This window comes from Agarivorans sp. OAG1 (genome assembly GCF_037076485.1).
GTDB lineage: Bacteria > Pseudomonadota > Gammaproteobacteria > Enterobacterales > Celerinatantimonadaceae > Agarivorans > Agarivorans albus.
The window spans coordinates 915,810-928,857 of record NZ_AP028990.1 but is presented as its reverse complement, the minus strand read 5'-3'; the positions used below and the strand labels follow the sequence as shown (position 1 = coordinate 928,857).

General features: G+C 45.9%; 12 protein-coding genes. 4 read left to right on the top strand and 8 right to left on the bottom strand.

Annotation, left to right across the window (positions count from 1 at the left end):
- Positions 1–38: 38 nt before the first annotated feature.
- From OAG1_RS04290 to OAG1_RS04280, 3 genes are all read right to left on the bottom strand, one after another.
- On the bottom strand, positions 39–1,400 hold the full coding sequence (locus OAG1_RS04290) for a YjiH family protein (RefSeq protein ID WP_338626412.1): 1,362 nt from the start codon (positions 1,398–1,400) through the stop codon (positions 39–41).
- 243 nt (positions 1,401–1,643) lie between these two features.
- Positions 1,644–2,030: a hypothetical protein gene (locus OAG1_RS04285; RefSeq protein ID WP_338624272.1), complete on the bottom strand. Its 387-nt coding sequence runs from the start codon at positions 2,028–2,030 to the stop codon at positions 1,644–1,646.
- A complete protein-coding gene (locus OAG1_RS04280; protein WP_338624270.1) occupies positions 2,027–2,764 on the bottom strand; it encodes a type 1 glutamine amidotransferase in 738 nt (245 codons plus the stop codon). Before OAG1_RS04280 ends, OAG1_RS04285 begins: the two co-directional genes overlap by 4 nt.
- Before the next feature lie 72 nt (positions 2,765–2,836).
- Here OAG1_RS04280 and OAG1_RS04275 point away from each other — a divergent pair, with 72 nt between their 5' ends.
- Both OAG1_RS04275 and OAG1_RS04270 read left to right on the top strand, forming a co-directional pair.
- Entirely contained in the window at positions 2,837–3,574 is a 738-nt protein-coding gene (locus tag OAG1_RS04275) for a lysophospholipid acyltransferase family protein (protein ID WP_338624268.1), read from the top strand.
- A gap of 65 nt (positions 3,575–3,639) precedes the next feature.
- Positions 3,640–4,020, top strand: coding sequence for a PilZ domain-containing protein (locus OAG1_RS04270; protein ID WP_338624266.1), 381 nt, complete (start codon positions 3,640–3,642; stop codon positions 4,018–4,020).
- On the opposite strand, the gene radA is transcribed toward OAG1_RS04270, so the two are convergent.
- The gene (gene radA, locus OAG1_RS04265; protein ID WP_016401412.1) at positions 4,017–5,378 is read right to left on the bottom strand and encodes a DNA repair protein RadA; all 1,362 of its coding nucleotides are present in this window, start codon (positions 5,376–5,378) and stop codon (positions 4,017–4,019) included. The genes OAG1_RS04270 and radA overlap by 4 nt on opposite strands.
- A gap of 157 nt (positions 5,379–5,535) precedes the next feature.
- Here radA and OAG1_RS04260 point away from each other — a divergent pair, with 157 nt between their 5' ends.
- Positions 5,536–7,935, top strand: coding sequence for a PilZ domain-containing protein (locus OAG1_RS04260; RefSeq protein WP_338624263.1), 2,400 nt, complete (start codon positions 5,536–5,538; stop codon positions 7,933–7,935).
- Here OAG1_RS04260 and serB read toward each other — a convergent pair.
- Positions 7,924–8,922: a phosphoserine phosphatase SerB gene (gene serB / locus OAG1_RS04255; RefSeq protein WP_338624261.1), complete on the bottom strand. Its 999-nt coding sequence runs from the start codon at positions 8,920–8,922 to the stop codon at positions 7,924–7,926. The two genes, OAG1_RS04260 and serB, sit on opposite strands and share 12 nt — an antisense overlap.
- A gap of 10 nt (positions 8,923–8,932) precedes the next feature.
- On the opposite strand from serB, the gene OAG1_RS04250 reads away from it, so the two are divergent.
- On the top strand, positions 8,933–9,721 hold the full coding sequence (locus OAG1_RS04250; protein ID WP_016401415.1) for an AhpA/YtjB family protein: 789 nt from the start codon (positions 8,933–8,935) through the stop codon (positions 9,719–9,721).
- Here OAG1_RS04250 and deoD read toward each other — a convergent pair.
- From deoD to deoA, 3 genes are read right to left on the bottom strand one after another with little or no spacing between them, the layout of a single operon-like run.
- Positions 9,718–10,422: a purine-nucleoside phosphorylase gene (gene deoD / locus OAG1_RS04245; protein ID WP_016401416.1), complete on the bottom strand. Its 705-nt coding sequence runs from the start codon at positions 10,420–10,422 to the stop codon at positions 9,718–9,720. The genes OAG1_RS04250 and deoD overlap by 4 nt on opposite strands.
- A gap of 58 nt (positions 10,423–10,480) precedes the next feature.
- On the bottom strand, positions 10,481–11,701 hold the full coding sequence (locus OAG1_RS04240) for a phosphopentomutase (protein ID WP_338624256.1): 1,221 nt from the start codon (positions 11,699–11,701) through the stop codon (positions 10,481–10,483).
- A gap of 10 nt (positions 11,702–11,711) precedes the next feature.
- On the bottom strand, positions 11,712–13,043 hold the full coding sequence (gene deoA / locus OAG1_RS04235) for a thymidine phosphorylase (protein WP_338624254.1): 1,332 nt from the start codon (positions 13,041–13,043) through the stop codon (positions 11,712–11,714).
- Positions 13,044–13,048: the final 5 nt, after the last annotated feature.

The window sequence follows — 13,048 nt, the reverse complement described above, 5'->3', positions numbered from 1 at the left end:
AAGCTAAGCCGCGTAACTCACGCTAAGCGGCTTACATATTAAAAGAATAAATGAGCCATTACCGCAATGATCGGCAAGGTGACTAAAGTACGAATCAAGAAGATAGCAAACAGCTGCCACAGTTTAACTGGCAACTGGCTGCCCATAATAATCGCGCCTACTTCCGATAAATAAATCAGCTGAGTTACCGATACCGCTGCGATAACAAAGCGAGTTATATCAGCTTCAATAGACGCAGCAAGAATCGACGGAATAAACATATCGGCAAAACCTACCACTAAGGTTTCCGACGCTCTGGCGGCCTCTGGAAGTTGCAATAGCTCTAGCAAAGGAATGAATGGCTTACCTAAAAAACTAAAGATGGGAGTGTATTCTGCTACCACTAAGGCTACCGAGCCCACTGCCATAATCACCGGCAATACACCCAACACCATGTCCAGCACATTATGCACACCTTGCTTGGCTAATTGTTTAGGGTGACTCGCTCGACCAGCTTGAACAAGTGCCAGCTGCCAAGCCCATGTGATTGTGTTGTAACCAGCAGGAATAACTTCGTCGTCTTGCTTGCGCTCACTACCATCAATAAATTGATCTTTAAAACCAGAAAGCGGCGGAAGTCGTGGCACAATAACCGCTGCTGCAAGACCCGCAATACACACTGTAAGATAGAAAGGAGCAAACATATGCTCAAGGTTAACTTGCGCTAATACCACCAAACTAAAGGTAATAGATACTGCAGAAAAGGTGGTGGCAATCACTACGCCTTCACGTTGGGTATAGTGTTTATCTTCATACTGCTTGTTAGTTAGCAAAATCCCTACGCTACCATCGCCTAACCAAGACGCCATTGAATCTACGGCACTACGACCTGGTAAACCGAATAGAGGGCGCATGATTTTGCTAAGCAAAGTGCCTACAAACTCTAACAAGCCAAAATTAAGCAATAGGGGTAATAACAAACCAGCAAAAATGAACACGCTAAGTAAGGTAGGCAGTAAGTCACCTAAAATGAGGCCACCAGTATCACCCGACCAAATAGCTTGAGGCCCCAATTCAAAAGCGCATACCAGCACCAGAACCCAACCCACCATTCTTACCACATACCAAGGTAGAGAAACCTGAAACAATGACGTTAGCAAGGCATTTTTGCCAAGCCAATTTGGCTTAGCAATTAGTGTATAGGTAGACATTAGGGCACTAAGGGTGATTAAACCAACCACCAGCCACAAGGCGCTATCACCTAAAGCTGCTACCAAGCTTTTTGCCATAATCGCCACCGGAATGGTAAACGAGCCATCGTAAGGCAACGGCAACATAAACAGGAAAATGCCCAATAATGAAGGTAATACAAACTTCCAAGCAGAACCTACTGCAGGATGGTTTGTTGGGGCATTAGGCATAGATGCTGGCTTGGCGTCTCGCATATAAAATCACTCTATTTGGTATATTCTGTAGTTATATTCACTAAGCGTGAATATATTTTCGCGCAAGAATACAAGCAAAAAACCAGCTAATCAAGATTTTTAAGCTACTAAAAGGCAAAACCAAAACATCATTAACTAGTTATCTTGATCATTATCAAAACTTACATCTAGCCAGTCAGCAATAAATTCTTAAACTGCGACGAGCTTATTAGCTTACTTTTAAAAGTCTTCGCCACGGTAACGGTACTCCGCTAACTGGGCAGCGGCCAAATAATGCTTAATAAATAACTGCTTAGCACTTCTATTGTAGTGAAAGCGCACCGTGGTGCTGGTTTGCCATCGGCTATCTTGTGCCCTGCGCCATAACACTTGGTCACCTTCCAGCTGGCAATAGTAGCTGTGGCTTTGGCCATTGTGCCTCACTCGCATTTGCATGAGCGACTGAGCGCTGCGGTAATTATCGACCATTTTTACGTCCACACCTTGCAAACTGGCTATAGCTGCTTGGCAAACCTGCTCAGGCTTAAAACCTCCCAAGTTTGGTTTAGCTAATACAAAGCCAATAAACGTAGGCCACAACACCAGAGCTAAAAAGAACTTCTTCAAGCTAGTACCACCTTATCTATGAATGCCTTTAACAAACCATTGCTATCAGGCGTCTCTTGCGCGGCTGTTAACACTTGCTGCAAATGATTATCCCCTTGAGTGTAATGCTCACGAAACTGGCTTAAACGTTGAACTAAGATACTGCGATTTACCTCAGGGTGAAACTGGCTCGCCCAAAAAGGTGCTGATGATACTTTTAACGCGTGCACACAGTGTTTTGTAAACGCTAAGGAAACACAGCCTTCAGGCAGACTTAAGGCGCTATCTCGATGAACAGATACCGCCATAAAAGGATTGGGCAAACTACCAAACAATACATCCTCTTGAGCGTATTCGCTGAGTGAAATAGCTAAGGTGCCCATTTCAAAGTCACGCTCTTGATGAACAATCTTGCCACCCAGAGCCAGCACCGCAAGTTGAAAACCAAAACAAGAAGCAAATGTGGGTAACTGTTGCTCAATACAGCGCAACAGTAACTGCTGAATGGCTGTCACAAAAGAGTAGCTTTCCGGGTCAAGCACACTAGCTTCGCTAGAACCTCCAACCAACACCGCATCTATGCCCTGCAAGTCGTAATCGCTACAATCCGGTGTATCAAAAACATTGAGAATTCTAAACTGCTCTACCGCTACGCCGCAAAAGTGGCTAAAACTGGCTAATTCCTCGATGCGGGTATCGGTATCATCGCGGATCTGAATTAACAGAATAGTTAGTTGCTCACGTGACAGTTGCATAATTACCACTTAATATACTGATTAATAAGCTATAAAAACTCAGTCTTTGCCCCAGAACTACAAGGAGCCTAGGTGTTACTCAAGCTTTTATCGTTACTTATTCTTGGTTTTATTGCCCTCAGCTCGATACTGTTTTTCTTTATCGCCTGCATTATTTATGCGCTCACAGCAGCCTTTGATAAACGCCGACTATGGTTACACTACTTCACCTGCGCCTGGGCTAGCCTGTATTTAATCATAGTGCCTCATTGGCAAGTACGGCGTTTGGGTTTGCAACATATCGATAAAAAACAAGCTTATGTCATCGTATCCAATCATCAATCTGGATTAGATATTTTGTTGTCCTTTGCCCTTTTCATTCCCTTTAAATGGGTCTCAAAAATCGAGATGTTTAAAGTGCCATTTGTTGGTTGGAACATGTGGCTTAATCAATACATTGGACTTAAACGCGGTGATAAACACAGCATCAAGAATATGCTCCAGCAAGCCGAAAAACACCTTAAACAAGGTAGCTCGGTATATTTATTTCCTGAAGGAAGCCGCTCTGCCGACGGCAAGCTAAAACCTTTTAAACTCGGTGCGTTTTCTTTAGCAAAACACGCCGAAGTAGCGATATTGCCGATTGCTATTCACGGCACTGCCGAAGCCTTACCTAAAAAAAGCTTACAGCTTACAGGCCATCACCCTATTTACATTCAGGTGCTACCTGCTATCTCTACTCAGCAAGTGGCGCAAATGGATGAACAATCTTTGGCGTCACACACTCAGCAAATAATCGCTAAAGCCTTAACGCAAACACCATCGACTTAGCTGCAAAATTTGCTTATTTACGCTAGGCTTAGGCTAAAGTACCCCGAATAAACAGGAACCTTGACATGCACGAGCGTCGCCAATTTTTGCGAGTTCTTTTTGACCGCCCCGCCTACCTAAACCATGGGGAGCAATCTTGGTCATGCCAACTGTTGGATTTATCGTTACAAGGTGCCTTGGTGACCTTGCCAAATGACTGGGACGAAGAGCTCACTCAGCTAACCTTAAGTTTTAGCCTGAGTGATGTTGCAGTAGAAGAACTGAGCATCACCATGGATGTAGAAGTAAAACACACACGCAATCAGCAAATCGGTTTACGCTGTTTGCACATTGATATCGAAAGCGCCAGCCACCTAAAACGATTAATTGAGTTAAACCTAGGTGATGACGACTTATTGCATCGCGAGTTAGAACACTTAGTTTACCAACAGCAAGAAGCGGATTAAACCGCTTCTAAAGCTTCTGCCAACTTACTTACGGCAATCACCTCAAGCCCTGCTATTGCTTGCTTAGGTCGATTGCCCAAAGGCACTATCGCTCGCTTAAAGCCGTGTTTAGCAGCTTCGTTCAAACGTTCTTGACCATTGCTTACGGGGCGAATCTCTCCCGATAAGCCTACTTCACCAAATACCACCAACTCTTGCGGTAATATTTGATTTCTAAAGCTAGAGACCATGGCCACCAATAAAGCTAAATCGGCGCCAGTTTCAGCAACCCGTACACCACCCACCACGTTGGTAAATACGTCTTGATCAGACATTTGCACACCAGCATGGCGATGCATTACCGCAAGCAGCATCGCCAAACGGTTTTGCTCGAGGCCTACAGCTACTCGCCTAGGATTCGCCATTTGGCTGTAATCAACCAATGCTTGGATCTCGACCAATAGTGGACGAGTACCTTCCCACACTACCATCACGACCGAGCCAGGCGCTGCTTCTTGCCCTCGCGAAAGGAAAATAGCCGAAGGGTTAGACACTTCTCGCATGCCCTGTTCGGTCATAGCAAATACACCCAGCTCGTTAATCGCACCAAAACGGTTTTTGTTACCACGCAAGGTACGAAAGCGGCCATCGGCATCACCTTCTAGCATGATCGAGCAATCAATACAGTGCTCCAGAACTTTAGGCCCAGCTAACGAGCCGTCCTTGGTTACATGGCCCACCATAAACATGGCTATATTATGTTGCTTGGCAAAACGAGTTAACCAAGCCGCACTTTCTCGCACTTGGCTAACACCACCTGGTGCTGATTGAATATCAGCCATGTGCATAACCTGAATAGAGTCAATCACCATCATCTTTGGTTTAACTTCTAAAGCCACCTGGCCAATTTGCTCAACGCTGGTTTCGGCCAGTAACTTTAGCTTGTCTTTAGGCAAACCTAAGCGCTGCGCGCGCAAAGCGATTTGCTGTAGTGATTCCTCACCCGTTACGTATAAGGTATCCATGGTTTGCGCTAAGCCACACATGGTTTGCAACAACAAAGTACTTTTACCTGCGCCGGGGCTACCACCAATTAAAATGGCGCTACCAGGCACGACACCGCCACCTAGAACCCGGTCAAATTCTTTAAAGCCGGTGGAAAACCGCGGTAACTCAGCAAGGTCTATGCTCTCTAAGGTTTGGACTTTTCCTGCGGTACTGCCGGCATAACCGGTGAAACGATCATTGCGTGAGGGCGCGGCACTCAAACGTACTTCGCTAATGGTATTCCACGCTTTACATTCACCACATTGTCCCTGCCAACGAGGGAAATCGGCACCACAGTCGTTACATACATAGGCCGTTTTCGCTTTTGCCATTAACCCTCCAAGCGGTCACATAATGCTAAAATAGTGTTAAAAGTACTTGCCTTGAATCTCTCTCAAGGCACAATCTTTGCTTTGATCTAGAAGATTGTAAAGATTGAGACAGAGTTTTGACAGTAAAACCAATGATTAAGGATTAATACCCAGCAACATGTCGGAAAGCAAGCACTACGCCTTAATAGAACGATTACTACCAATATTGGGAAGCAGCGACTTTAACCAAGTATTTAAGCGCGCAACTCAAGACCTTCCTAATAATGAAAGTTTCTTGCTCAAAATGGAAATGAATCGTCTATCCGCACCTTGCCAACGATTGGTAGATCTTCGAGGAAAAGTAGACGGCGAATGCCAAGAGTTCCACTACCAAGGTAAAACCCACTACCTCGATGACATCGCCATTAAGGTATTTAAGCAACAGCTCAAACTCTATAACCAGCAATACACACTAGGCATATACGAGAAACTGCAAACCACCGAGAACAACTTCAAGGTAATGCAGAAGAAAAATATTAGCCCGCAAGAAGCCGCTGCGCGGCGCCCCAAAAATATCATCGCTCGCGCCGTGCGTTTAGGCCACTATATCGGCAGAAGTGAAGAGCGCATGCACCTCACTGCACCACTGCGAATGGCGGGTGTAGACGGTGCTCTATTTGATGCTAAAACCTCCAACATGTCGGTCTCTGGATTGCGTGCTAAGGTCGATAGCCAGCGAGAATTCTCTGTAGACGAACATTACTTCGTGTATTTCACCGGCTTAGAAAAAGAGTTTGTAAACCGCGTATTAAGCGCTGGCACCGAATACAAAGTGGTCGGAATAGACCGCAAGGGTCAGCAGCAATGGGTAAGAATGATCGTGGTTGACCCAAGCGAAGAGTTTAATAACTTCTTCAAAAACTTTTTACGCTCCTATCGTGGGCGTTACAAAGTCGACGTCGACAACATTACTGCAGCAGTTATCACCAAAGGTTATGAACAATACTTAATGCCGCGTTTAAGCAGCGTGCCTTTGTATTTTAGCGGCCAAACGCCAGCAAGCCTGCGTTATGCCTTAGCCACGCAGAATAATCTCGACCTGCTCTCTTATTGGCGCGATGAAACTAACCACAGTCATTTATCTCAACTGTTTCATCCACCAAGGATGATGCGCTACCAAGCCTTAAGCAGCGGTGAAAGCCTGATCTATTGCTTTACTCATACTGCGAACAATCGCTTATTTTTCTACTCAGCCAGCAGCGAAGAGCTTGCCGAGCATCCAGAACTGCGCGATCTTTACTTCGCCTTTGGCTGTCGCAAACCCAGCTGGAAGGTATTCAAGTTTCAGTATCAACCTGCGCAAGCCAGCGATGCAGAGGTAAGCTCTCCTTTACCCAAAAAAGATTCGCCAATTGAACGAGAGCGTGTCGCCAAAGCTTTAGATGGATTAAGCATGGTTGGCTTGTTAAGTGATGTCACCAACCAGCATATCGATGAAAGCTACCAGCAAAATTACCCCTTAGATGGTAACCCCAACAAGTTGTCGCTGTTTAACCAGAGCAAGCAACCAATCAGCAAGTTTGAGCAGGTAAATTACAAGTATTTGCAGCTGCGTAAAGAAAATCGCTACCAATATCGCTCCTTAATAGAAGTGGAACATCAGGGTAGCAACGAAACCGGCTGGACCAGCGATTTTTCCATCAGCGGAATGAAAATAGAAGTAGAAACGCCACTAGAGTATAGCGTTGGAGACACCGTCTACTTGGCGCTACCTCAGTTTCAAAAACTGGTGAAGAGTTTCGAGCTGTCTCATTTAGCCTATGAGGTCACCAACTGTAATAACAGCCACACCATTTACAACTTAAAAGTCATCGAAGTAAAAGGCCAACAACACCAAGGCAGCGCCTTTTTCAAACAACTTATCGACAACAACTTAGATAAGTTACCAACACTTCCCGAGGGCAAAGCCATTGCAGGTTTGTCCGATGCACTACGACAAATTTTCTGTGCGCCGCTATTTTGCCGCGCCATGTTCATCCATAAAGTGCCTGGTGCCTTAGAGGTTAAGTGTGTGAATTACGGTACCTTCGCCCAAGCAAGTGATAATTGGTTAAACATTGATAGCAGTGCCCATACTGCCGACTTAAGTAAGTTTCTAGCCAGCGAAAACCTCGCGTCATTTCTCGCCACTCAATTGCGTAGTCATGCGCCTAGTGATAACCCAGAACACATTGAAGTGATCACCGTAACGGCTAGAAAGAACGACAAGTTATTATCGGTACGCTGCAGCAGCAATTTTAATTCTGTTCCGCAATTACGTGAGTTTGTTAGCCTAAGTTTAGGCCGCGGCAAGGTGCATGCCTTCAACCTGCAGTTATCACGGGTTGGCCGACCAGATACCGAATATATTCAACGCGAACTCGATTACATTAGCCATTATGCGATTCACCGCGCTAAGCAGTTAGAAGACGAGCTGTGGAGTGTTGCAGGGGTAATAGAAGTGACGGATGTAACCGATGAGTTGATGCAGCGCTTTAACTTAAGCACTGCACCCCAGCCTTTAAAACTAAGCAGCTAGCATTTTAGCGGCGCGAAGAATACACACCGCGCCGTCTAAATCACCGTGTTTAATCGACATCTGCGCTTGCTGCTGCACCAGAGGCTTAGCATGAATGGCTACCCCAAAATCGGCCGCTGCTAGCATTTTAAGATCGTTTGCTCCATCACCAATCGCCATAGTTTGGCTGGCAGAATACTGCTGTTTAAGCTGCATCAAAATATCGGCTTTTGCCTGAGCATCAACCACCGAACCTAATACTTGGCCAGTTAAAGTGTCGTTTTCAATTTCTAGAACATTGGCTTGCACGTGGTCAAAACCTAAGTCTTGCTGCAAACGCTCAGCGAAATAAGTGAAGCCGCCCGAGGCAATCGCCACTTTCCAGCCAGCAGAGTGGATGGTGTCAATTAAGCACTGTAAACCAGGCATCAGCGGCATGTTATCGGCAACCTGCTTTAAGATGCTTTGTGGCGCATCTTTTAACAGCGCTACTCGGCTACGTAGGCTTTGTTCAAAGTCTAGCTCCCCGCGCATTGCTGCTGCCGTAACAGCGCTCACTTGTTCGCCAATATCGGCCAACACCGCAATCTCATCGATACATTCAATTTGAATAGTGGTGGAATCCATATCCATCAACACTACGCCTGGTTGGCTTAAATCTGGTAGCTGATCTAGTACCACCAAATCAAAGTTAAACTCAAGCCCCGCCAGCTTCTCCTTGCACCATTGGCTATCAGCTTGGCTTTGCAACAATACGCAAATGTTGCCCGCTTCAGGCATTAGCCCGCAAAAGTTCAAGGCAGTTGATTCATCAACCAAGGGACGCAATACAGCAAAGTCTGGTATCAGTAGTTCTTTGGCCCAAACCAAGATATAGGCACCAGTTAAAGCTTCGCGAGTTTCAACCAGCCCTTGTTCAGGACAAACCCGGTAGGGAAACTGCTTTAAAGCCACAGACCATTGGCTTAAAGATTGCGGTAAGCTTTCAAGACTATGTGGAGATTGCAAAACGAGATCCTTGTTTCTAAAAATTGCGGCGCATCAAGATAGCGTATTGCTTTTTGGTTTGGCAAGCACCTACAATGGCTTTAAGCATAAAAAAGAGGTTCGTGTGGCCAAATCTGCAGTAAGACGCTATCGAATTATTCAATTCACCCAATTGCTTCTCGCCATTGCGTGTTGTGTTTGGGTACTTTATTACTATGTGACCCTAAAGCACAATGGTGAGCAGTTAATTGAAAATCAAACCGAGAAACTGGCTCGCTCTCTTACCTCGTTAGCAGCCTTAAATGCCGCAGGTTACATTGGTGAAAATAGCCAAGCTGAGCTGAGCGAATTGGTTAATGCCTTAGTCAAAGAACATTTTGTAAAAGATGCCACCATCTATGACCATCAAGGTTTGCGTTTAGCCGAATCGCAGCAAGCCTTACCGCTTTCGCAGCTGTTACCTTTAGCTGGTCAAAGCCATACTCCCTTAGAGGGCTTAGGTCGTAGACCTTACATTGCAGAGATTAGAGGTGAACAAGGTGAAAGCCTAGGCTACTTGCGTATTACCCTAGAGCATACAACCCTACTAGCCGAAGCGAATACTTACATCACCAATGGCCAATCAAAAATCATGATTATGTTTTTGATGTCGATAAGCATTGGTTTTTTGTTAACACGGGTATTATCGAGGAAACGCCATCTTGCCACGCTGTTTAATATCAATAAGCGGGCTGAGCGAAAAGAAGCGAAAAAGGCGAAGAAACTTCTAGCAGACATTGCTGCTAGAAGCGATAACACTAAAGATAAAAGCCCAGCTTAAAGCAGCGACTCTAGAGTTAGAGTGATCATCTCGTTAAAGGTAGTTTGACGCTCTTCTGCGGTAGTTTGCTCACCACTGCGAATATGGTCAGAAATGGTTACAACACACAAAGCAGCTTTACCACACTCGGCAGCTACGCCGTATAAGCCTGCAGCTTCCATTTCTACCGCATAAACATTGTGTTTTTCCATTACATCGAACATATCAGGCTCTGGCGAATAGAAAAGATCGGCTGAGAAGATGTTACCTACTTTAGCGTCAATGCCTTGTGCTTTAGCGCTATCTACCGCTGCGCGTAACAAGTCATAATTAGCAATAGCGGCAAAGTCGTGGCCTTTAAAACGGCTACGGTTTACTTTTGAGTCGGTACAAGCGCCCATTGCAATCACTACATCACGTAATTTGATGTCGTTGCTTACAGCACCGGCACTACCTACACGAATAATGTTCTCAACACCGTATTGGGTGTACAGCTCATGGGCGTAAATAGAACAGCTTGGAATACCCATGCCTGAACCCATTACCGATACACGTTTGCCTTTATAAGTACCGGTGTAACCTAGCATGTTACGCACGCCAGTTACTTCAACTACGTCTTCTAAAAATGTCTCTGCAATGTGTTTTGCACGCAAGGGATCGCCCGGCATTAATACGGTTTCTGCAAAATCACCTGGTGCTGCATTGATATGTGGGGTTGCCATATAGTCTCCTAATTAAGTTTGTTCCAAGCAGCTAGCAACTTGCTGCTGCTCGTCATTGTTATTCTTGTAAAAAGCTAGTGCCGTACTCTAAAGCAGGCAGTTTCATGTAATCGGCGATGGTTTGGCCAATGTCGGCAAAGGTATCGCGTTTACCAACATTTTTAGCGGGTAAATTTTTGCCGTAGAAAATGACAGGAATATGTTCACGAGTATGATCACTGCCCGGCCAGGTTGGGTCACAACCGTGATCTGCGGTAAGAATCACAATATCGTCCTCGCTAAGCTTATCCAGCAATTCAGGTAAACGTTTATCGAAATATTCCAGCGCAGCAGCATAACCTGGTACATCACGACGATGCCCATATGCTGAGTCGAAATCGACAAAGTTAGTGAAGATGATGCTGTTGTCCACTTGGCGATCCATTTCACTCAAGGTTAAATCAAACAAGCCTTCTAGGCCGGTTGCTTTTACCTTGCGAGTAATGCCTTGCTGGGCATAAATATCGGCAATTTTACCAATGCTCACTACCTCACCGCCAGCTTCTGCCATACGGTCTAACAAGGTGGGCGCTGGCGGCAATACCGATAAATCTCTGCGGTTACCGGTGCGGGCAAATTCTTTTGCGCTGTTGCCCACAAATGGACGCGCAATCACTCGGCCAATGTTGTAAGGGTCCACTAGCTCACGAGCAATTTCACACAGCTCAAGCAAACGCTCTAAACCAAATGTTTCTTCATGAGCGGCGATTTGAAATACGCTGTCGGCAGAGGTGTAAAAAATCGGCTTACCGCTAGCCATATGTTCTTCACCTAAACGCTCCAGCACTTCGGTGCCCGATGCATGGCAATTACCAAGGTAACCAGGTAAATCTGCACGCTTAACTAACTCGTCTAGTAAGCTTTGTGGGAAGCTATTTTCAGGCTCGCTAAAGTAACCCCAATCAAACAAAACTGGTACGCCAGCAATTTCCCAGTGACCACTTGGCGTGTCTTTACCGCTAGACATTTCGGCGGCATAACCATAGTTGCCAATAGGCTGGACCTGAGCGTCTAATCCTGGCGGAAATACTCCACCACTTTCGCCGCAGGCTTGGCCCAAGCCTAATCGATTTAGATTAGGAATTGTTAACGGGCCACTACGGCCTTTATCGGCATTTCCTAGGGCACACTGCTCGGCAATGTGCAGCATGGTATTAGCACCTTGATCGCCAAACTTTTCGGCATCATCACTGGCACCAATGCCAAAGGAATCTAGCATTAATATAATTGCACGTTTCATAGGGGTCTCCTTAACAAGGACCAATACGCTGATAAACAGGGTTTACATCGGTCTGCGCTGAGCTAGGTTCGTCGAGTTTAATCGCCTGTTGAATTTGTTTTGCTGCTGCTTGCCAAGCGTCTTCGTCGTTGGCATGCAGCATCAACAAGTTTTGTCCCTTGTCTACCACATCGCCTAACTCTACTAGTTCACTAATGCCTACGCTGTGATCAATGGCGGCTCCCGGCACACTTCTGCCACCACCCAAGCCTACTACCGCCATGCCCAACTCTCGGCAATCTAGTTGCTTAACCATGCCACTTTGTTTTGCGGATACTGGCTTCACAACCTTAGCTTGAGGCAGGTAATGTTCGCTGCGCTCAACAAAATCACATGGCCCACCTAAAGCACTCACCATTTTGGCAAAACGCTCTAAAGCTGCACCAGAGCTAATGCTAGCGGCAAGTTTATCCTCGGCTTCTTGTTGAGAGCTGGCTAAACCGCTAGATAGCAACATTTCACTAGCTAAAGCCTTGGTCACCTGATGTAAGCGATGCGCTGAAGTATCGCCTTTTAAATAACGTAAGGTCTCAGCAATTTCTACCGCGTTACCGGCACTGGGTGCTAAAGGTTGGTTCATATCTGTTAGCAAGGCACAACATTTAACTCCCGCAGCATTAGCCACTTCTACAATGCTTTCGGCCAAGGCTTTCGACTGGGCAAAGTTAGGCATAAATGCACCACTGCCAGCTTTTACATCCATCACTAATGCTTCTAGGCCCGAGGCAAGTTTTTTGCTCAAGATAGAAGCTGTAATTAAGGGAATAGACTCTACCGTGGCGGTCACATCACGAATGCCATATAAGCGTTTGTCGGCCGGAGCCAACTCACCGGTTTGGCCAATAATCGCAATACCCACATCCTTCACAATGCTTTCAAACTGCTGCGATGTGGGGCTGATAGAGTAATTAGGAATAGCCTCTAATTTGTCTAAGGTACCGCCAGTGTGGCCTAATCCACGCCCCGAAATCATCGGAACATGACCACCACATGCAGCGACCATTGGCCCCAAGAGTAACGACGTTAAATCACCCACGCCACCAGTAGAATGTTTATCTACCACTGGCCCAGGCAAATTAAGATGATCCCAGTTAAGCACTTGCCCTGAATCACGCATTGCACAGGTAAGCGCAGTAGCCTCGGTACCATTCATACTGTTGAAGTAAACCGCCATGGCAAAAGCGCCAATTTGGCTATCACTTAGTTGGCCGTTGGTAATACCGTCAACCATAAACTGGATTTCTTCCAGCGACAGAGCTTGGCCATCGCGTTTACGTCGAATAATTTCTTGGGGTAACAACATGAGCA